Below are 17,574 nucleotides of genomic sequence, written 5' to 3'. Positions count from 1 at the left end.
TGTTTTTGAAAGGTTTGAACCATGCGCGTTCTGATTGCTGAACACGATCACCCGCTGTACGCCCGACTGTTGCGCGAAGCGGCGCCGGACCTGGAAGTGATGACCAGCGGCGACTCGGCCGAACTGTCGAGCCTGGCCGCCGATTGCCCGGTATGGCTCGGCCAGCCGGACCTGCTGGCGACCCTGCTGCGCCAGGGCCATCATCCTGCATGGCTGCAATCGACCTGGGCCGGCGTCACGCCGCTGCTGGCCGAAGGCTTGCCACGGGACTATCGCTTGACCCGCGCCGTAGGGATTTTTGGCCAGGTGATGGCCGAGTACGTGCTGACTTACATGTTGGGGCACGAGCGCGAAGTGCTGGCACGGCTGGTTAGCCAGGTCGAGCGCAAATGGGACAACCGCATGGGTCAGAGCCTGGCGGGGCGCAAGGTGCTAATTGTCGGCACCGGCGATATCGGCCGCAGCGTGGCGCAGTTTCTCTTGCCGTTTGGCGTGGAGCTGTATGGCATCGCCAGCGAAGCACGGGAGCAGGCGCCGTTTGTCGAAGTGGCCGGGCTGGATCAACTAAACCGGCTGGTGGCGGAGGTGGACTATGTGGTCAACCTGCTGCCTAACACAGCGAACACTCACGACCTGTACGACGCGACGCTGTTCAAGCAGTTCAAGCCTACCGGGGTATTTATCAACGTCGGCCGTGGTGTTGCCGTGGTGGATGCCGATCTGGTGGAAGCCCTGAAAGAAGGGCATTTGGCTGGTGCGGTGATCGACGTTTGCCGTCAAGAGCCGCTGCCCCAGCGCCATCCGTTCTGGACCGCCTGGGGCTTGTTGTTGACCGGCCACAGCTCGGCGCCGACTTCGCCGAAGATGATGGTGGAGTTGTTTGTCGAGAACCTGCGCAAGTATCAGGCTCAAGAAGTGTTGCGTGGGGAAGTGAGTTTCGAGCGCGGTTACTAAACACACCACATGGACCCATGTGGGAGCCGGGCTTGCCTGCGATGGCTACACATCTCTTGAGGTTGCTGATGGCTGGGGGCAGGCCCCAGGGGGCGATGAGTACATATCCGTTGCTGCGGTAACGGCTGCTGGCGGTTTCGCTCTTACAGCGACTCACTTTCGAAAAGCCGGAATGCCGGCCCAGACGAAAGTAAGCAAAGCGCTCCTGCCCTACCTATCGGCGCCTCGCCTAGGCTCGGCGTGCCCTCACTCCGGCATTGCTCCGTGGGTCGCCGCGATGGGCCATCCCTGGCCCAGCGCGGCTAAACCGGCATCCTTGCCGGTTTAGCCACTGCGCAACACCTGCGTTCGGCCTCTGGTTTTATGGGCAGGCAGATCAAAAGCAGAGCAAAAGCCAGTGCCAATCCGCTTTTCTGTGGGAGCTGGCTTGCCTGCGATGGACTCACAGGCACCGCATTCATCCAGAAAGCCCATGTCATCGTTAACGACCATCGCGAGCAAGCTCGCTCCTACAGGTGGCATGGGGTCCGCTTTTGCTTTTCACCACTCAGGTCGGCTACCAGGCCGCCGTGCTTTTGCTTTTGATTTTGATCTAAGGCGCCCCGTTAACCACGATGGCTGAACGCAGGTATTGATCCGTGGGTAAACCGGCAGGACGCCGGTTTAGCCGCGCTGGGCCAAGGATGACCCATCGCGGCGGCCCACGGAGCAATGCCGGAGTGAAGGCATGCCGAGCCTAAGCGAGGCACCAAGTGGTGGGGCAAGAGCCTTTTGGTTACTTTTGGGCTCTTTTCAAAAGTGACACGCCGTAAGGGCGTAACCCCAACCCGCCCTGACCAACATAACGGATATGTACCCAGCCCAGCCTCTTCAGAGATCAAAATCACCTTCTGAAACCAACTCACTCAACGGTCGGCGCGGGCTCGGAGTTTCCCGGGCTTGCAGGTACTCGGCCAGTGTCGATTTATCCCCCAGCTTGCCAATCGCCACCGCTGCATGCAGCGCATAGCCTTCGGGGATCTTCAGCTCCTTGCGTGTCAGTTCCTGGTCGAAGCCGGCCATGCCGTGGGTATGCCAGCCGCTGATGCTGGCTTGCAGCGCCAGGTGCCCCCAGGCCGAACCGGTGTCGAAGGTGTGCCACAGGGCCGGGGTTTCTTCGGTAGCGCCGGGCACGGCGAAGTCTGTTTTCGACACCACGATCACCAGGGCCGAGGCATGCTGCGCCCAGCCACGGTTGAATTCGTTCAACAGGCCGAGGAAACGCTCCCAGTTCGGCGTCCCACGGCGCGCATAGAGAAATCGCCAAGGCTGTGAGTTGTAGGCTGACGGCGACCAGCGGGCCGCTTCGAAGAAGCTCAGCAAGGTCTCGACCGGGATGCTCTCGCCGGTAAAGGCGCGTGGCGACCAGCGCTCGGTGAATTGGGAATGAATGGGGTAATCGGCGATGCGTGGGTTTGTGCTCATGAACAGTTCCTGATGACGGGTATGGGCTACGTTGCTACATTTATGAGGCAGAGCGCAGATCAAAAAACTGGGTGCACCGATGAGCTCGGCGATGGGTTTTTCAGGGCCGTGTCGCGCGCCTGGGGCAATGCGGTTGAGCATTTATGGCACTTGGCGCAGGGCTTTTACGGCCCTCAAAGCTACTTCGCCCAGCGAAAGCTGACAAGTCTTGTTATACCGGCAGTCGTAAGCGCTTGGCCCTTGGCGCCTTGGGCACTAGACTGGCGACCTTTTAACCGCACCGATACTGATGTAGAGCCATGGCCGCCAAAGTCGAACCTTTCTGGATACGCAAAACCCTCGAACACCTCGATCAGGAGGAGTGGGAGTCGCTGTGCGATGGTTGCGGCCTGTGCTGCCTGCAAAAGCTCGAAGATGAAGACGACAACAGCGTCTATTACACACGTATCGCCTGCAAACTGCTGGACCTGAAAACCTGCCAGTGCACCGACTACCCTAACCGCCGGGACTCGGTGCCTGATTGCATCCAGCTCACGCCGGGCCAGGCCGATCAGTTCAAATGGTTGCCGCCGACCTGCGGTTATCGGCTGGTCAGCGAGCGCAAGGATTTGCCGCTCTGGCATCACTTGGTCTGCGGCGATCGCGATGCCGTGCATCGCGCACGCATTTCCCAGTCCGGGCGCATGGTCAGCGAAGGCAGCGTGTCTGAGGACGATTGGGAGGATTACCTGATTTTTCGCGCAGGCTGAAAGGAGTGTCTATGACGGTTGCAGGCAAGCTGGCGGTCAGCCTGGTGTTGCTGGCGTTGAGCACGTCGGCGTGGGCCGCGAAGAAGGTCGATCTCGATTATCACGTCAAGTTGTTGCCCCAGAGCGATCAGGCTGAAGTGCGCCTGAGCCTGTCCCAGGGCTCGGCGGTGCGCAGCCTGAACTTCGACCTTGGCCGCGACGGCGACTACAGCGACTTCAAGGCCGATGGACAGTGGCAAGTTGTGCCCGGCACTAGCGCCGGAGCCAGCCGTGGCCTGTGGCAACCCAGCGCCGATAAGGCCAGCCTGACCTACCGCGTGCGCCTCAGCCATGCCCGCAAGGCGGGTATCTATGAAACGCGGATGACGCCGAGTTGGGCACTGTTTAGCGGTGAAGACCTAGTACCCAAGGCCCGTCTCGACCAGCAAGACGGCATCGAGTTGGTGTCGCGGCTGGTCTTCGAACTGCCAGCGGGCTGGAAAAGTGTCGAGACTGCCTGGCCACGCATCGGCAAGAACAAATTTCGCATCGACAACGTCTCCCGCCTGTTTGACCGGCCCACCGGCTGGATGCTTGCCGGCAGCCTGGGCAGCCGACGCGTGCGCCTGGGAGAGACCGAAATCACCGTGGCCTCGCCCAAGGGCCAGGCCATGCGCCGCATGGACGTGCTGACACTGCTGACCTTTGTCTGGCCCCAGGTGCAAGCAGCGTTCTCGCGTCATCCGGCCAAGTTGTTGGTGGTCGGCGCCAGTGACCCGATGCGCCGTGGTGTGTTCTCTGGGCGCGACTCGATCTACCTGAATAGCCGCACGCCACTGGTCAGCGAAAATGGTAGCAGCCCGTTGATCCGTGAAGTGGTGCAGGCTATCGGTCGTTTTAACGATCACCAAGGCAGTGACTGGATCAGCGAAGGCCTGGCGGAGTATTACGCCATCGAGCTGGTACGCCGCGCGGGTGGCATCAGTGACGAGCGTTATGCGGCGATACAGACTCGCCTGAGCAAGGAAGGCAAGGGCGTGACGACCTTGCGCGGTGAGCATGTCAGCGGCGCAACCGTGGCGCGTGCGGTGGTGGTGTTGCAGGAACTGGATCGGGAGATTCGCCTGAAAACCCACAACAAGCGCTCATTGGATGACCTGACACAAGCAGTGATGCGCTTGAACAGCATCAGCTCCAAGGAGTTTGTGCAGTTGGCCGAGAGCATCATTGGCCAGTCGTCGACGGTGCTCGATAGCAAGTTGTTGCGCTGAGTCGACCCCGTTACCTCGTAGCAGCTGTCGAGCTTTAGCGAGGCTGCGTCAGAAGCTGATGGCAGTGGTGCGGCCAGCGTAGCCTCGCTGGGGCTCGACAACGGCTACGTGGTTTTTGTGTCTTTGCTGGCAGCAATTTCAGCCTGGGTCTTGAGGTTTTTCAGTTCTTCACCGGCTCGTTCGATCTTCGTGCGCACGGTGTTCATCTCCTGACGACTCTTCTCCAGCAGCGCTTTGGCCGAGCTATGACCGCTGATCCCACGGACCAGCGCTACGCCGCCAATCGCCACTTGAATCAAACCAAAAAAGCCGCCACGGCGAAGGCCTTTGCCCATCAGCACCACACCGCCAGCCAGTGAGCCAATCCGCTCCCAGCCCTGGACGTTTTGCGTGGGCTGGGTCTGGAACGGTGTGGATTCGATGATAGGTCGCAGGGTTTTGCTGTCGCTCATGGTCTGTCTCCAACAAGGGGTCATTGATATGCAGCTGACTGCACGCAGACCGAAGATGTTCCCAAAAAATCAGTATTTAGGCCCCGAGCGGGTGTTGTTGCCCTTGGCCAGACGGTCGTAGAGCACCACGTTGACCGTGGCGGCGAGGTTCATGCAACCGGTGGTCGGGATGTAGATCACGTCTTCACACCAGTCGCGGATGTCCTTGTCCAGGGAGCCGTCTTCCGGGCCGAAGATGTACAGCGCGCGGTCGGGGTGAGTGTATTCGGGGAGGGGGCGGGCACCGTCCACCAGTTCAACGGCGACCGGGATGCAGCCCAGGGGCAAGATTTTTTTCAGGTCGTCGATACCGATCAGCGGAATATCCTGGTGGACCTTCTTGGTGTCGGTAATGAAGTCCCTGGCCCTTTCGTAACGCTTGCCGGTGTAGAACACCGACGCCACACCATAACAGCCGGCGGCGCGCATCACCGAACCGACGTTCTCGGGTGACTTGGGGTTGTACAGACCGATGCAGCTGTAGCGTTTGTTGGCCACGGGAGAGGGTGCCTTCGAAAAAAGACAGCAGTATAGCGGCAAGCTTCAAGCTTCAAGAGCACGGTTTGAACTTGCAGCTTGAAGCTTGCGGTTTTTAGCTGTCCTTCTTCATCAACCCCGCCAACGCCGCAAATGGGTTGTGCGTCGCCTTGGCAATGGTCGGGCTGCTGGTTGAGCCTTCGCTGAAATACTGCTGGTCGGTATAACGCGAGTGTTCATTGTCATGGCAGTACAGGCACAGCAACTCCCAGTTGGAGCCGTCCTGGGGGTTGTCGTCATGGTTGTGGTTGCGGTGGTGCACGGTCAGTTCGCTCAGGCGCTTGCCGGCGAATTCACGGGCGCAGCGGCCGCACACGTGGGGGTACATCTTCAAGGCTTTGTCGCGGTAGCCCATTTCCCGGTCGCGCTGGGCATCGGCAAGGATGCGGTCCAGCTTGGCGGTGTGGGAGGGCGGGTTGGTCGAGCTCATCATGGCTCCTGTCTTTTAGTGGATCACGGATGGCGTTGATTCTAGCCGCTCATGGGGTAATAAGCCCCTGGCTTTTTTCAGCTGAGGTGCAGGCTGCCGGCGGGAATTGTTTGTAGTATCGGCGATACTGAACTCATAAGGATTCGCGCTCATGCGTCTGCATTGGCCTCGGAGTTTCTGGAGTTTTATTGGGGTAACTGGCTGTGGCCTGGGGTCGCTCCTGCAGGGCGACGGTAAAGAGTAACTTTTGCGACTATCGGCTGGGCGTATAGCGGCTAAATATACAGTAATGGCTGAGCAGATATCGTATTAAATACATTTGGGTGTTTCACTTTACGTGGGACAAATTAAATACCAGAAATTATTGGACTAACTTACTCGAAGTCTTTAGTGTGGCGCCTTCTGGCCCACTGCCGTTAGTTTGGTCTGTGGTGACGTCAGGTGTTAAAACGTTCATTCGTTCCGAGACGGGTCTCTCGGAGAATATGACCTGGCAAGGTCATGAAGAACACGAGTGGCCGGTGAACGTATCAGGGCTCCCCTGAAGACTGTTCACCCCGACCTGTAACAGGCTGTTCCCCGTGGAATCGGGTTTCCCATCCCAGCGTCAACCCTATGAGGGTGAGGCTGTGGCGTTTCAAATCAGAGGTGCTCGTCCAGAGTACACTGCTTCCAATGACCGAAGTCGGGCTAGTTGAAGTGTCTGATGATCGTCGTGCAAACAATAAAAAACAGACGAGGCACCCAATTATTATTGCTGAACAGTTCAGGGTTAATCCTGTGTGTTAGTTATAAAACTATGGATGCCTGTTAATAAATACCTGATGCTCATCCCACTAACATTCACACTGTGTGAGTGCAGCTTCCTGCTTCAATTAAATAACTGTGCTTGTTTGTCGAGGCTGTTGTGTCTAAAGGTGTTGTTTTGGCGGTTTCCGCCTCCTTCCTGTTCGGCGTGCTGTATTTTTTTACCTCCCTTCTTGAACCATTGAATGGCCAGCAAATATTTGGCTGGCGAATGCTTATTTCGTTGCCCTTCATGACACTGCTGCTCTGTCTCTCTGGAGACTGGAAGTGGGTCCCGCTGATCTACAAGCGCTTGCGCGATAGGCCGGCCTTGCTGCCTTGCGTCGTGCTGACCAGTGCGTTGGTCGGTGTCCAGTTATGGATTTTCATGTGGGCGCCGCTCAATGGCCATGGTCTGGATGTTTCGCTGGGTTATTTTCTGTTACCGCTGACTATGGTCATCACGGGTCGTATCGTTTACGGCGAACGCCTTTCCTACTTGCAAAAGGTTGCCGCCGCGTTAGCCGCGGTGGGTGTGGCCAATGAGTTGTACCGCACGGGTGGGTTCTCCTGGACGACGCTGGTGGTGTGCGTCGGCTATCCGCTGTATTTCGTACTGCGCCGGCGCTGTGGCACCGATAACCTGGGAGGATTATGGCTGGACATGATGCTGATGATTCCTGTGGCGCTATGGTTCGTCCTTGGCGCTGGGTCAATCAGCGAGATCTTGGCGCAGCGCCCAGCGCTCTATTGGCTGGTACCGCTTATGGGATTGGTCAGCGCGGCGGCGGGTTATTCCTACATCATGGCCAGTCGCCTGTTGCCGTTCAGCCTGTTCGGTTTGCTCAGTTACGCTGAGCCAGTGCTGTTGGTGGCGGTGTCGTTGATGCTGGGGGACAGCCTCAAGCCGGGCCAATGGATGACCTATCTGCCAATCTGGCTGGCGGTGTTGGTGTTGGTGCTGGAAGGCTTGAGGCATTTGAATCGATTGCGCCGGTCGATTTGACCCATGACCCGCGCAGTGAATTCAGGGGCTATTTCAGCCCTTGAGTTTTTCGGCAATCCAGATGGTGTGCCGGGTGCCCTTGTTGCCATGGGCAAACACTTGAACTTCCTCTGCCTTGAAGCCGGCCTTGCGCAGTTTCTCGCTGAACTGCTTATCGGCGCTGGCTGACCATACGGCCAGCACGCCCTTGGGGCGCAGGGCCTTGGCGCAGGCGCTGAGGCCGCCAGTCGAATACAGCCAGCTGTTGGCTTTTTGCGTCAGGCCTTCGGGGCCGTTGTCGACATCCAGCATGATCGCGTCGAAGCCCTGGGGCTCGGCCTGCAGCACCTTGGCCACGTCTTCCATGCGGATCACCGTGCGCGGGTCCAGCAGCGGTCGTCCGGACTTTTCTCCCAGCGGCCCACGATTCCACTCAACCACGCCTGGCACCAATTCAGCGACCACTACTTCGGCGGTCTTGCCCAAATGCTTGAGCGCCGAGGCCAGGGTAAAGCCCATGCCCAGGCCGCCAATCAATACCCGCGAATCGGGACGACCGGCGACCTTGCGGCAGGGAATCTCCGCCAGGGCATCTTCGGAGCCGTGCATGCGGGTGTTCATCAGTTGTCCGCCGTCACCGCCCTGGATCTTGATGACAAAATCCTCGCCATATTCGAACAGGCACAAGGCACCGCCATTATCGGGAATCGGGGTGGTGTCCAGCAGAACGAAACGTTTCATGGAAATCTCATTGGGAAGGGCATTCTTGCGCGGTTGGGAGTAGCCTTACGGCATTACCGTCAGGCCATGGAGCCATCGATGAAGTGCAGCATTCTAACGGTCATTGTAGGGAGCGCGCTCGCCCTTGGCAGTACCGCCCATGCTCAGGAGTTGCAAGCCGTGCCGAACACCCCCGCGTCCACCACGGGTTCGCCGGGCACTGCAACGCCCACACCTTATCCGCAAGTCACCCCGCCGACCACGCCAAAAGCTGTCGGCACCGGTGCGCCGCCCTTGGTACCGATCATATTGCCTACGCCGCCCAAGGATCAGGCGCTCCCAGGCTTGCAGCAGAACGACAGCAAACCCAAGACGCCCGGCGGCTAGAGCTGTTGCGGCAACAGTTGCCCGTCGGCTATACGCAGGACGTTCGCGCCTGGCGGTCATGTGTTCAGGCACGACCGCCGGTTGGCGTTCCTTAAACCAGCCCCAGCACCTTGAACACAAATCCATATTCGAGTGCTACGTCACGTAATCCCTGGTAACGACCGCTCATGCCGCCGTGGCCGGCGCCCAGTTCGGTCTTGAGCAACAGCAGGTTGTCGTCGGTCTTGGTGGCGCGCAGCTTGGCCACCCATTTGGCGGCTTCCCAGTACTGCACGCGGCTGTCGTTGTAGCCGGCGATCACCAGGGTCGCCGGGTACGCCTGGGCGCTGACGTTTTCGTAAGGCGCGTAGGCCTTGATGCGTTCGTACACCTCGGGCTCCTGAGGATTACCCCATTCGTCGTATTCGGTGACGGTCAACGGCAGCTCTGGGTCGAGCATGGTGTTAAGCACATCGACAAATGGCACTTCGGCAATCGCCGCCTGGAACAGCTCCGGGCGCTGATTGAGCACCGCGCCGATCAACAGGCCGCCAGCACTGCCGCCGCTGATGGCCAGTTGTTTGGAGGTGGTCAGGCCTTGGGCGATCAGGTGTTCGGCGCAGGCGATAAAGTCGCTGAAGGTGTTCTGCTTGTGTTCCTGCTTGCCGGCGCGGTACCAGGCTTCCCCCAACTCACCGCCGCCGCGTACGTGGGCGATGGCGAAGGCCACGCCTCGGTCCAATAGACTCAGGCGTGCATGGGAGAACCACGGGTCGAGGCTTTCGCCGTAGGCGCCATAGCCGTACAGATACAGTGGCGTCGGCTGACCCAATTGGTCGCGTTTGACCACAAGGCTAATAGGCACCTGGGTGCCATCGGCCGACGTTGCCCACAGCCGTTTGCTGACGTAGTCGTCGGCATTGAACGCGCCCAGTACCGGAGTTTCCTTGAGCACCTGCTGCGTGCCCGTGGCCAACGCCAACTGACGAACCTGGGCGGGACGGTTTAACGCCTCATAGCGCAGGCGGATCTTGTCGCTGACAAATTCCAGGCTGTTTTGCACGTACAGGCTGTAGGCCGCGTCCGGCAGTTTCACGCGGTAGGCGGGCAGGCCCTGGGGATGTACTTCGATGATCGGCAGGCCGCCGATGCGCAGGCTCAAGGTCATGGCTTTGGCATTGAGGCTCAAACCGTCGATCATCACCGTGTCGCTGTGGGGGATCAGGTTCTGCCAGTCGTCCTGGGTCGGCACGCTGGCGTTGTCGGCGGCCTGGAACAGGGCGAAGTTGATGCCGTCGCGGTTGCTGCGAATAAACCAGGTCCACTGCTCATCGAGTTTGCCGTGGTCGACGTCGTACTCATGGCCTTCGACCCGTGGCGCCAGGCAGGTAAAAGCCTGCTGTGGCTGGTTGGCGTCCAGGGCCCAGACTTCGCTGGTGGTCTTGCTGCCCAAAGACAGCAGCAGTTGCCGTTCGGAGCTGGATCGGTAGCAGTGCATGAAGAAACGTCCGTCTGGCTCATGGAACACTTCTTCGGCGGCGGTGCCGTCCAGGCGATAGCGATACAGCTTGTGCGGGCGGTGGGTGTCGTCCAGCTCACCGAAAAACAGCGTCAGGCTGTCGTTGGCCCAGGTCATGCTGCCGTCGCAGTCTTCGAACGCCAGTTCGCTGACCTTGTCGGTGGCCAATTCCTTCACGTACAGGGTGTAAATCTCTTCGCCGCTGGTATCCAGGCTGTAGGCCAGGCGCTGGTGATCCGGGCTGATGCTAAAGGCCCCGAGGGAGAAGAAGCCGCCATTGGCCAGTACGTTCGGGTCGAGCAGCAGTTCTTCGGCGCTTTCATCCACCTTCTGGCTGTCATCGGCAGGGCGCGGGCAGCGGTAGTGGCGGGCGTATTCGTCGCCGGCCGTAGTGCGCGTGTAATACAGGTACGGGCCCCAGGGCGAGGGTAGGGACAGGTCGGTTTCGAGGATCCGGCCCTTGATCTCTTCAAACAGGGTTTCGCGCAAGTCGTGCTGATCGGCCAGTTGCGCCTGTTGCCAGGCATTCTCGGCTTTCAGGTAATCGAGCACCTCGACGCTGTCGCGTTCCTGCAACCAGGCGTACGGGTCGGCGCCTGGGGCCTTGCGGGCGATCGGGGCGGCAGTGACGTGGGTCGATGGGGGCATGGATCACTCTCTGTCAGGCGGTTGGCCGACGGCGGTTGCAGCCGCAGCGCTGAAAAGCCGTTATCATACCGGCCTGTTTGCCTACCTTGCCATGGACACCATGACCGAGAACGACTATCTGACCGCTTGGGGCCTCTACGCCTTCGCCGCTTTGGGCTGCCTGCTGGTGTGGTTTCGCATGACCCGCTGGATCTGGCGCTGGTTGCGCGAACCGTTGCGGTTGCTGATGGTAGTGCTGCTGTTAAGCCCGACCATTGTCGACCCGGTCAAGGAGCAGTTTGCCCCGGCCGTGGCCATCACCGCCCTGGACCTGTTGCTCAAGGTCGGCAACAACGCCTGGCGAGCGATCTCCGATTTGTTCATGTACATGATGATTGCCTTCGCCGTGTACCTAGTGTTTGTGCTGATCCGCTGGCCCATCGAGCGTGCCGCCAAGGCCCGTCTTGAGCAGAAGGCTGCTGTGGCGGCCCAGGTGGCGGCCGAACCCGAGGACGATGAGCCTTTCGGTGGCGATCGTTATGGTCGTCCGGCTGCCCCGGTCAGCGGTATGCGGGTTGAACCGCGTCTTTAACGTCGTCTGCCCTGCATCGAGAATCCTGGCATGTGTGAATTATTGGGCATGAGTGCCAACGTACCGACCGATATTGTCTTCAGCTTCACCGGGCTGATGCAGCGGGGCGGGCGTACCGGGCCCCACCGCGACGGTTGGGGCATCGCCTTCTACGAAGGCCGTGGCCTGCGTTTGTTCCAGGACCCCGCCGCCAGCAGCGAGTCGGAAGTGGCCTTGCTGGTGCAGCGTTACCCCATCAAGAGTGAAGTGGTGATTGGCCATATCCGTCAGGCCAATGTCGGCAAGGTGTGCCTGTCCAATACCCATCCGTTTGTCCGTGAACTATGGGGCCGCAACTGGTGCTTCGCCCATAACGGGCAACTGGCGGACTTTAATCCCCGCGCCACTTTCTACCGTCCAGTCGGCGATACCGACAGCGAAGCGGCGTTTTGCGATTTGCTCAACCGTGTACGTGAGGCCTTTCCTGAGCCGGTGGACATCGAACAGGTGCTGCCGGACTTGATCGCGGCGTGCAGCGAATACCGCAGCAAAGGCGTGTTCAACTGCCTGCTCAGTGACGGTGACTGGCTGTTTTGCTATTGCTCGACCAAACTGGCGCAGATCACCCGTCGCGCGCCCTTTGGTCCTGCGCGGTTGAAAGATGTCGATGTGATCGTCGATTTTCAGGCCGAAACTACCCCCAATGACGTGGTGACGGTGATTGCCACCGAACCCTTGACCGAAAACGAGACCTGGACCCGCTATGAACCGGGCCAGTGGAGCCTGTGGCGGCGCGGCGAATGCGTCAGCCAAGGTAAAACCGAGTAAGGACGTCGATTATGTTGCTCAGCTATCTGCGACTGGTGCTGTTCGCCATTGGCCTGTTGGTCGGTGTGCAAGTGCCTGGGTTTGTCAGCGACTACGCCAAGCGGGTGGAAGCCCATTTGATCGAGGCCCAGACGGGCTTGCGCGGTTTTGAAAGCACCGCGCAACAGTTCTTCAAGGGCGACTTGCAGGCCCTGGTGGCCCATTACCGCGCCAGTGACGACCCGGTGTTTCGCAGCGATGCCAACAGCCTCGGCACCTTGCTCGACCGCCAGTTGGCGTTGGACAAGCAGTTCCAGGCGATGCAAGGGCCCTGGTACATCCGCGTCCTGCAAGTGGCGGTGGCCGCCGACCCGGATATTCGTCGGGAAACCTGGGATGGCTACAGCTACCAGATCCTCCTGACCCCCGAAGCCATGGGCTGGGGCCTGGGCGGGGCGATGCTGCTGTCGTTTGGCCTGGAATGCCTGTTTCGCCTGATCGACTGGGTGGTGCTCGGCGGCAAGCGCCTGCGCCAGAGCCGGCCGATTGAAGAGCGGAATTTGAAGGGATTATAAGACGGACGTCGCTCGATCTCTGATCACTCCCACGCTCTGCGTGGGAACGATCAACGGTTATGCGCCGGTCGAAGGCTTGCTGAGTACCATCAATTCTTCTCCAACCTTCTGCGCATACCGCCCCGCCACGGTCTGGCACAGCGCAACCATCTCATCCACCAGCTCCACGCCGACCCGCCACGACACCACCACCTGCAAGTTCGGCGGGCGTTGCGCCATCGGTAGCATGACCAATTCCCCTCGCGCCAGTTCTTCGCTGACCAGTACCGGTGGCAAGGCGCCAATACCGAAGCCGTCCCGCAACAAGCGGGTGATGGCCGACACCGAGTTCACACAGTTCATCCGCGGCGCGGCCACGCCGTTGGCCTGCATCAGGCTGAGCACGTCCTGGTGGGGATGGGAGTTTTTCGAATAGGTGATGATCCGTTCCTGGGCCAGTTCGGCGAGGGACGCGTACTCGCGGTTGTAGATTGAGTGACTGGCGACGATCCAGCCCATGGGATGGCTGGCCAGCTCCAGGCTGCGCAGGGTTTCCTGGCGCAACAGGTCGGTTTGCAGGATCAGGTCGAGAAAGCCTTTTTGCAGCTGATCGCAGAGGTTCAGCGCGGTATCGGCCACCAGCTCGATTTCCACCAGCGGAAAATGCTCCATCAACTCCGTCATCAGCGGGCTTAGCCAGGTGTGGATTACCGTGTCCATCACCCCGATGCGGATACGTCCGACCTTGCTGCTGGTGGTTTCCAAAGACTGCTTGAGGCCTTGCATGGTGACCATCATTTGCTCGGCATAATCGAGCACCTTCAAGCCTTCAGGGGTTAGGCTCACGCCTCGTGAATCGCGCAGGAACAGCTTCACCCCCAGTTCGCTTTCCAGGACGGCAATGCGGCTGGAAATCGAGGCCTGGGTGGTGAAGAGCTTCTCGGCGGTGAGGCGAAAACTCTTGAGCCGGGCCACCCAGACGAAGGTTTCGAGGAACTTCAAATTCATGGGATCAACTTTTTCTTATGCATGGATCGGTTTTTATTAGTTGGACGCAGTGCAGGGCAAACGCCAAAAATCGAGCCGTCTCACGATAAGCGTCGTAGGGGCTCAGGACAACAGCGTTGCGAGATCTTGGTAAAAGATCCCACACTACAAAATAATAAAGCCTACAGGAGTCCTCACCGTGAGCCGCCTGCTATTGAACTGCGACATCGGCGAAAGCTTTGGCAACTGGACCTTGGGTCTGGATGCCGAGGTCATGCCGTTCATCGATTGTGCCAACGTTGCCTGCGGCTTTCACGCCGGGGACCCGAGCATCATGCGCAAGACCGTCAGCCTGGCGCTTGAGCATGGCGTGCAAATCGGCGCGCACCCGGCGTACCAGGACCTGGCAGGTTTCGGTCGTCGCTCCATGGCCTACACCCCCCAGGAAATCCAGGACCTGCTGCATTACCAGATCGGCGCCCTCGACGGTATTTGCCGGGCTCAGGGTGGTCGGGTCAGCTACGTCAAACCCCATGGCGCGATGTACAACGACATGATGGCCAAGCCGGCCCAACTGCGTGCGGTGATCCAGGCCGTGGCGGCGTACGACGCGAGCTTGCCGCTGATGCTGATGGCCACCCGTGACAACAGCGCGGCCCAGGCCTTGGGCGATGAGTATGGCGTGACCCTTTGGTTTGAAGCCTTCGCCGACCGCGCCTACGACAACGCCGGGCACCTGGTCTCGCGCCAACTGCCGGGGGCGGTGCATCACGCCCCTGAAAAAATCATCGAGCAGGCGTTGATCATCGCCCGTGGCCAAACGCTTGTGGCCAGCGACGGCAGCGCCTTGCACCTGCACGCCAACACCCTGTGTGTGCACGGTGATAACGCCAGTTCGGTGGCGGCGGTCCAGCGCATCCGCGAGGCGTTGAAACCGCGATGAAATTGCGTATTGAAGTGGTTGCCATCGACTGCCTGATGGTGCGCCTGTTTGACTCGATTGCCGAAGACAACATGCCCTGGATGCTCGCCGCCACGCGCCGCTTGCGGGAAGGTTTTGGGGCGGCTTTGGTGGATCTGGTACCGTCCTACACGACGTTGATGGTGCATTACGACCTGACCGAATTAACCCCGGCCCAGGCGCGCGAGCTGATCTCCCACGCATTGGCCGGCTTGCAGCCTGAACCCAAGGGCAGCGGGCAGTGCCATGTGTTGCCGGTCTGGTACGACCTGAGTGTCGGTCCGGAACTGACGTTACTGGCCCAGCGCAGCGGTCTGGCGGTGGAAGAGGTGATTCGTCGTCACAGCCAGCATGAGTACCAGGTGTTCGCCCTAGGCTTTGCTCCCGGTTTTGCCTTTATGGGATTGGTGGACGAAATACTCGCGGCGCCACGGCTGAACACCCCGCGCAAACGGGTGGCGGCTGGCAGTGTCGGTATCGCCGAGCGACAAACCGCCGCCTACCCGGTGGTTTCACCGGGTGGCTGGAACCTGATCGGCCGCACCCCGGCCAAACTGTTCGACCGCGAGCGCGACGGTTACAGCCTGATGCAGCCGGGGGATACCGTCCGTTTCGAGGCCGTCAGCCATGCCGAGTTCATCAACCAGGGTGGCGATGACACGCCGTTGGAGGCGCAGGCATGAGCCGCTTGTTGATTGAGGCTGGCACTCCGCTGTGCCTGTTGCAGGACGCCGGGCGCTTTGGTGTCAGGCATTTGGGCGTGACCCAGGGCGGCGCGTTGGATTGGGTGTCGATGTCGTGGGCCAACTGGCTGCTGGGCAACCCATTGGATGCGCCGGTGGTGGAAGTGACGTTGGGCGGGTTTACCGTGCTGGCAGAGGATTACTGCCTGTTGGCGTTGGCCGGTGCGGACCTGGGGGCTTATGTAGATGAGCGTCCGGTGAGCCCTGGACGCAGCTTTATTCTGCAGAAGGGCCAGCGATTACGCTTTACCCAGCCCTTCAGTGGTGCGCGAGCTTACCTGGCGGCACCGGGCGGATTTGATGCGCCGAAGGTGCTGGGCAGTTGTGCCAGTGTGGTTCGCGAAGAACTGGGCGGGTTGGATGGCTTTGGTCGAGCCTTGGCCGAAGGTGCGTACCTGGCCTATTCCGGGACGGGAGGCACTGTGCGGTCGTTGTCCTGCGACCAGCAGCCGAACCTTCAATCCAGGGCGCCGCTGGACGTGATCCTCGGTGCGCAGATAGGCCAGTTCAGTGGCCAGAGCCTGTTCGACGCATTTAACACCGACTGGACCCTCGATAGCCGTGCTGATCGCATGGGTATGCGTTTACTCGGTACGCCGTTGCAGTATCAAGGCCCGTCGTTGATCTCGGAGGGCATCCCGCTGGGGGCGATCCAGGTACCGCCAGACGGCCAGCCGATCGTGTTGCTCAATGACCGGCAGACCATTGGTGGCTATCCGCGATTGGGGGCGTTGACGCCGTTGGCGCTGGCACGCCTGGCGCAGTGTTTACCGGGTGAGAAGGTGAGACTGGCGCCGGTGGTGCAGGAGACGGCGCATCGGCAGCAGGTCGAGTATTTGCAGCGGCTTGCTCGGAATTGATCATTCCCACGCTATGCGTGGGAACGATCATTTAGACAAAAACCGCATCCCTTCTTCCAGCCCGCGCAAGGTCAGCGGATACATCTGGTCCTCGATCAAATCCCGAACGATATTGGTCGAAGCCGTATAACCCCAGGTGTCTTTGGGATACGGATTAATCCAGATCAGCTTCTTGTACTTCGCCATGAAGCGCTGCATCCACACATACCCCGGCTCCTCGTTCCAGTGCTCGACGCTGCCGCCGGCCTGGGTAACTTCATAGGGCGCCATGGATGCATCGCCGATGAAGATCACTTTGTAGTCGGCGCCATACTTGTTCAGCAAGTCCTGGGTCGAGGTGCGTTCTGAACCCCGACGCAGGTTGTTCTTCCACACCGATTCATAAATGAAGTTATGGAAGTAGAAATACTCCAGGTGCTTGAACTCGGTCTTGCAGGCCGAGAACAGCTCTTCGCAGATCTTCACGTGGGCGTCCATCGAACCGCCGATATCGAACAGCAACAGCAGCTTGATGGTGTTGCGCCGTTCCGGGCGCATCTGAATATTCAGCAGCCCGGCATCGCGGGCGGTGTGGTCGATGGTGCCGTCGATATCCAACTCTTCCGCAGCGCCTTGGCGGGCAAACTTGCGCAGGCGACGCAGGGCGATCTTGATGTTGCGGGTGCCCAGTTCCACCGAGTCATCGAGGTTCTTGTACTCGCGCTGATCCCAGACCTTGACCGCCTTGCCCTGGCGCTTGCCGGCATCGCCGACGCGAATGCCTTCGGGGTTGAAACCGCCGGAGCCGAACGGGCTGGTGCCGCCGGTGCCGATCCACTTGTTGCCGCCGGCATGGCGTTCCTTTTGTTCTTCCAGGCGTTTCTTGAACTCTTCGATCAGCTTGTCCAGGCCTCCCAGGGACTGGATCTGCGCCCGTTCTTCATCGCTCAGAGAACGTTCGAACTCCTTGCGCAGCCAGTCCTCGGGAATCAGCGCCTGCAGGTGGTCGTCGAGTTTCTCCAGGCCATTGAAGTAGGCACCGAAAGCCCGGTCGAATTTGTCGAAATGCCGTTCGTCCTTCACCAGGATCGCCCGGGACAAGTAGTAAAACTCGTCCATGTCGGCGAAGGTCACCCGCTGTTTCAGGGCGTTGATCAGGTCCAGCAGCTCGCGCACCGACACCGGCACCTTGGCTGCACGCATTTCATTGAACAGGTTGAGCAACATGGCGATC

At 59.9% G+C, this 17,574-nt stretch carries 19 protein-coding genes; 11 read left to right on the top strand and 8 right to left on the bottom strand.

Features of this window, described 5'->3' with window-relative positions; translation table 11 throughout:
* The first annotated feature begins 21 nt into the window (after positions 1–21).
* Positions 22–954, top strand: coding sequence for a D-2-hydroxyacid dehydrogenase (locus ACZRJ6_RS01460; protein ID WP_463970344.1), 933 nt, complete (start codon positions 22–24; stop codon positions 952–954).
* Between the two features lie 870 nt (positions 955–1,824).
* Here ACZRJ6_RS01460 and ACZRJ6_RS01455 read toward each other — a convergent pair.
* A complete protein-coding gene (locus tag ACZRJ6_RS01455; RefSeq protein WP_463970343.1) occupies positions 1,825–2,418 on the bottom strand; it encodes a nitroreductase family protein in 594 nt (197 codons plus the stop codon).
* 299 nt (positions 2,419–2,717) lie between these two features.
* Here ACZRJ6_RS01455 and ACZRJ6_RS01450 point away from each other — a divergent pair, with 299 nt between their 5' ends.
* Positions 2,718–3,167, top strand: a complete 450-nt coding sequence (locus ACZRJ6_RS01450; RefSeq protein ID WP_350616383.1) for a YcgN family cysteine cluster protein — start codon at positions 2,718–2,720, stop codon at positions 3,165–3,167.
* An 11-nt stretch (positions 3,168–3,178) separates the two neighbouring features.
* A complete protein-coding gene (locus ACZRJ6_RS01445) occupies positions 3,179–4,417 on the top strand; it encodes a hypothetical protein (RefSeq protein ID WP_463970342.1) in 1,239 nt (412 codons plus the stop codon).
* A 104-nt stretch (positions 4,418–4,521) separates the two neighbouring features.
* Here the strand turns inward: ACZRJ6_RS01445 and ACZRJ6_RS01440 are convergent, their stop codons facing one another.
* The 3 genes from ACZRJ6_RS01440 to ACZRJ6_RS01430 all read right to left on the bottom strand — a co-directional run bounded on the left by ACZRJ6_RS01440 (position 4,522) and on the right by ACZRJ6_RS01430 (position 5,875).
* Positions 4,522–4,869: a YgaP family membrane protein gene (locus ACZRJ6_RS01440; RefSeq protein ID WP_463970341.1), complete on the bottom strand. Its 348-nt coding sequence runs from the start codon at positions 4,867–4,869 to the stop codon at positions 4,522–4,524.
* A 69-nt stretch (positions 4,870–4,938) separates the two neighbouring features.
* Positions 4,939–5,406 (bottom strand): RNA methyltransferase, encoded by a 468-nt coding sequence (locus tag ACZRJ6_RS01435; protein ID WP_463970340.1) that lies wholly within the window; start codon positions 5,404–5,406, stop codon positions 4,939–4,941.
* Between the two features lie 94 nt (positions 5,407–5,500).
* Complete coding sequence (locus tag ACZRJ6_RS01430) at positions 5,501–5,875, bottom strand: YajD family HNH nuclease (protein ID WP_133101846.1); 375 nt, start codon at positions 5,873–5,875, stop codon at positions 5,501–5,503.
* 907 nt (positions 5,876–6,782) lie between these two features.
* Between ACZRJ6_RS01430 and rarD the strand changes: the two genes are divergently transcribed.
* A complete protein-coding gene (gene rarD / locus ACZRJ6_RS01425) occupies positions 6,783–7,667 on the top strand; it encodes an EamA family transporter RarD (RefSeq protein WP_463970339.1) in 885 nt (294 codons plus the stop codon).
* Between the two features lie 33 nt (positions 7,668–7,700).
* On the opposite strand, the gene ACZRJ6_RS01420 is transcribed toward rarD, so the two are convergent.
* Positions 7,701–8,387: a spermidine synthase gene (locus ACZRJ6_RS01420; RefSeq protein ID WP_463970338.1), complete on the bottom strand. Its 687-nt coding sequence runs from the start codon at positions 8,385–8,387 to the stop codon at positions 7,701–7,703.
* Between the two features lie 78 nt (positions 8,388–8,465).
* On the opposite strand from ACZRJ6_RS01420, the gene ACZRJ6_RS01415 reads away from it, so the two are divergent.
* Positions 8,466–8,753 (top strand): hypothetical protein, encoded by a 288-nt coding sequence (locus tag ACZRJ6_RS01415; protein WP_463970337.1) that lies wholly within the window; start codon positions 8,466–8,468, stop codon positions 8,751–8,753.
* 91 nt (positions 8,754–8,844) lie between these two features.
* Here ACZRJ6_RS01415 and ACZRJ6_RS01410 read toward each other — a convergent pair whose 3' ends face one another.
* Positions 8,845–10,899 (bottom strand): S9 family peptidase, encoded by a 2,055-nt coding sequence (locus ACZRJ6_RS01410; protein ID WP_463970336.1) that lies wholly within the window; start codon positions 10,897–10,899, stop codon positions 8,845–8,847.
* Between the two features lie 91 nt (positions 10,900–10,990).
* On the opposite strand from ACZRJ6_RS01410, the gene ACZRJ6_RS01405 reads away from it, so the two are divergent.
* Genes ACZRJ6_RS01405 through ACZRJ6_RS01395 form a run of 3 tightly spaced genes read left to right on the top strand, consistent with a single transcriptional unit; the run spans position 10,991 to position 12,831 of the window.
* Positions 10,991–11,470 carry an MFS transporter gene (locus tag ACZRJ6_RS01405; RefSeq protein WP_463970382.1) on the top strand — a complete coding sequence of 160 codons (480 nt, stop codon included), beginning with the start codon at positions 10,991–10,993 and terminating at the stop codon, positions 11,468–11,470.
* Between the two features lie 30 nt (positions 11,471–11,500).
* Complete coding sequence (locus ACZRJ6_RS01400) at positions 11,501–12,277, top strand: class II glutamine amidotransferase (RefSeq protein WP_003210683.1); 777 nt, start codon at positions 11,501–11,503, stop codon at positions 12,275–12,277.
* Positions 12,278–12,288: 11 nt separating this feature from the next.
* Positions 12,289–12,831, top strand: a complete 543-nt coding sequence (locus ACZRJ6_RS01395) for a DUF2937 family protein (protein ID WP_133101838.1) — start codon at positions 12,289–12,291, stop codon at positions 12,829–12,831.
* 57 nt (positions 12,832–12,888) lie between these two features.
* Here the strand turns inward: ACZRJ6_RS01395 and ACZRJ6_RS01390 are convergent, their stop codons facing one another.
* Positions 12,889–13,818, bottom strand: a complete 930-nt coding sequence (locus tag ACZRJ6_RS01390) for a LysR family transcriptional regulator (protein WP_149412170.1) — start codon at positions 13,816–13,818, stop codon at positions 12,889–12,891.
* Between the two features lie 178 nt (positions 13,819–13,996).
* Here ACZRJ6_RS01390 and ACZRJ6_RS01385 point away from each other — a divergent pair, with 178 nt between their 5' ends.
* From ACZRJ6_RS01385 to ACZRJ6_RS01375, 3 genes are read left to right on the top strand one after another with little or no spacing between them, the layout of a single operon-like run.
* Positions 13,997–14,740, top strand: a complete 744-nt coding sequence (locus ACZRJ6_RS01385; RefSeq protein ID WP_463970335.1) for a 5-oxoprolinase subunit PxpA — start codon at positions 13,997–13,999, stop codon at positions 14,738–14,740.
* Positions 14,737–15,441 (top strand): 5-oxoprolinase subunit PxpB, encoded by a 705-nt coding sequence (gene pxpB / locus ACZRJ6_RS01380; RefSeq protein WP_463970334.1) that lies wholly within the window; start codon positions 14,737–14,739, stop codon positions 15,439–15,441. Before ACZRJ6_RS01385 ends, pxpB begins: the two co-directional genes overlap by 4 nt.
* A complete protein-coding gene (locus tag ACZRJ6_RS01375; RefSeq protein WP_463970333.1) occupies positions 15,438–16,361 on the top strand; it encodes a 5-oxoprolinase subunit C family protein in 924 nt (307 codons plus the stop codon). Before pxpB ends, ACZRJ6_RS01375 begins: the two co-directional genes overlap by 4 nt.
* Before the next feature lie 27 nt (positions 16,362–16,388).
* Here the strand turns inward: ACZRJ6_RS01375 and ACZRJ6_RS01370 are convergent, their stop codons facing one another.
* Entirely contained in the window at positions 16,389–17,567 is a 1,179-nt protein-coding gene (locus ACZRJ6_RS01370) for a vWA domain-containing protein (protein ID WP_463970332.1), read from the bottom strand.
* Between the last annotated feature and the right edge of the window lie 7 nt (positions 17,568–17,574).

The organism is Pseudomonas sp. C321, from assembly GCF_055407105.1.
Note: the sequence above shows the minus strand (reverse complement) of the source record. Positions and strands in the feature narration are given on the sequence as shown.

What these genes read in the sequence shown, in the direction of transcription:
- ACZRJ6_RS01370 (WP_463970332.1), bottom strand. Translation starts at nt 17,567, where the DNA reads ATGTTGCTCAACCTGTTCAATGAAATGCGTGCAGCCAAGGTGCCGGTG.
- ACZRJ6_RS01440 (WP_463970341.1), bottom strand. Translation starts at nt 4,869, where the DNA reads ATGAGCGACAGCAAAACCCTGCGACCTATCATCGAATCCACACCGTTC.
- ACZRJ6_RS01455 (WP_463970343.1), bottom strand. Translation starts at nt 2,418, where the DNA reads ATGAGCACAAACCCACGCATCGCCGATTACCCCATTCATTCCCAATTC.
- ACZRJ6_RS01375 (WP_463970333.1), top strand. Translation starts at nt 15,438, where the DNA reads ATGAGCCGCTTGTTGATTGAGGCTGGCACTCCGCTGTGCCTGTTGCAG.
- ACZRJ6_RS01420 (WP_463970338.1), bottom strand. Translation starts at nt 8,387, where the DNA reads ATGAAACGTTTCGTTCTGCTGGACACCACCCCGATTCCCGATAATGGC.
- ACZRJ6_RS01445 (WP_463970342.1), top strand. Translation starts at nt 3,179, where the DNA reads ATGACGGTTGCAGGCAAGCTGGCGGTCAGCCTGGTGTTGCTGGCGTTG.
- ACZRJ6_RS01460 (WP_463970344.1), top strand. Translation starts at nt 22, where the DNA reads ATGCGCGTTCTGATTGCTGAACACGATCACCCGCTGTACGCCCGACTG.
- ACZRJ6_RS01395 (WP_133101838.1), top strand. Translation starts at nt 12,289, where the DNA reads ATGTTGCTCAGCTATCTGCGACTGGTGCTGTTCGCCATTGGCCTGTTG.
- pxpB (WP_463970334.1), top strand. Translation starts at nt 14,737, where the DNA reads ATGAAATTGCGTATTGAAGTGGTTGCCATCGACTGCCTGATGGTGCGC.
- ACZRJ6_RS01450 (WP_350616383.1), top strand. Translation starts at nt 2,718, where the DNA reads ATGGCCGCCAAAGTCGAACCTTTCTGGATACGCAAAACCCTCGAACAC.
- ACZRJ6_RS01405 (WP_463970382.1), top strand. Translation starts at nt 10,991, where the DNA reads ATGGACACCATGACCGAGAACGACTATCTGACCGCTTGGGGCCTCTAC.
- ACZRJ6_RS01415 (WP_463970337.1), top strand. Translation starts at nt 8,466, where the DNA reads ATGAAGTGCAGCATTCTAACGGTCATTGTAGGGAGCGCGCTCGCCCTT.
- ACZRJ6_RS01430 (WP_133101846.1), bottom strand. Translation starts at nt 5,875, where the DNA reads ATGAGCTCGACCAACCCGCCCTCCCACACCGCCAAGCTGGACCGCATC.
- ACZRJ6_RS01410 (WP_463970336.1), bottom strand. Translation starts at nt 10,899, where the DNA reads ATGCCCCCATCGACCCACGTCACTGCCGCCCCGATCGCCCGCAAGGCC.
- ACZRJ6_RS01400 (WP_003210683.1), top strand. Translation starts at nt 11,501, where the DNA reads ATGTGTGAATTATTGGGCATGAGTGCCAACGTACCGACCGATATTGTC.
- ACZRJ6_RS01390 (WP_149412170.1), bottom strand. Translation starts at nt 13,818, where the DNA reads ATGAATTTGAAGTTCCTCGAAACCTTCGTCTGGGTGGCCCGGCTCAAG.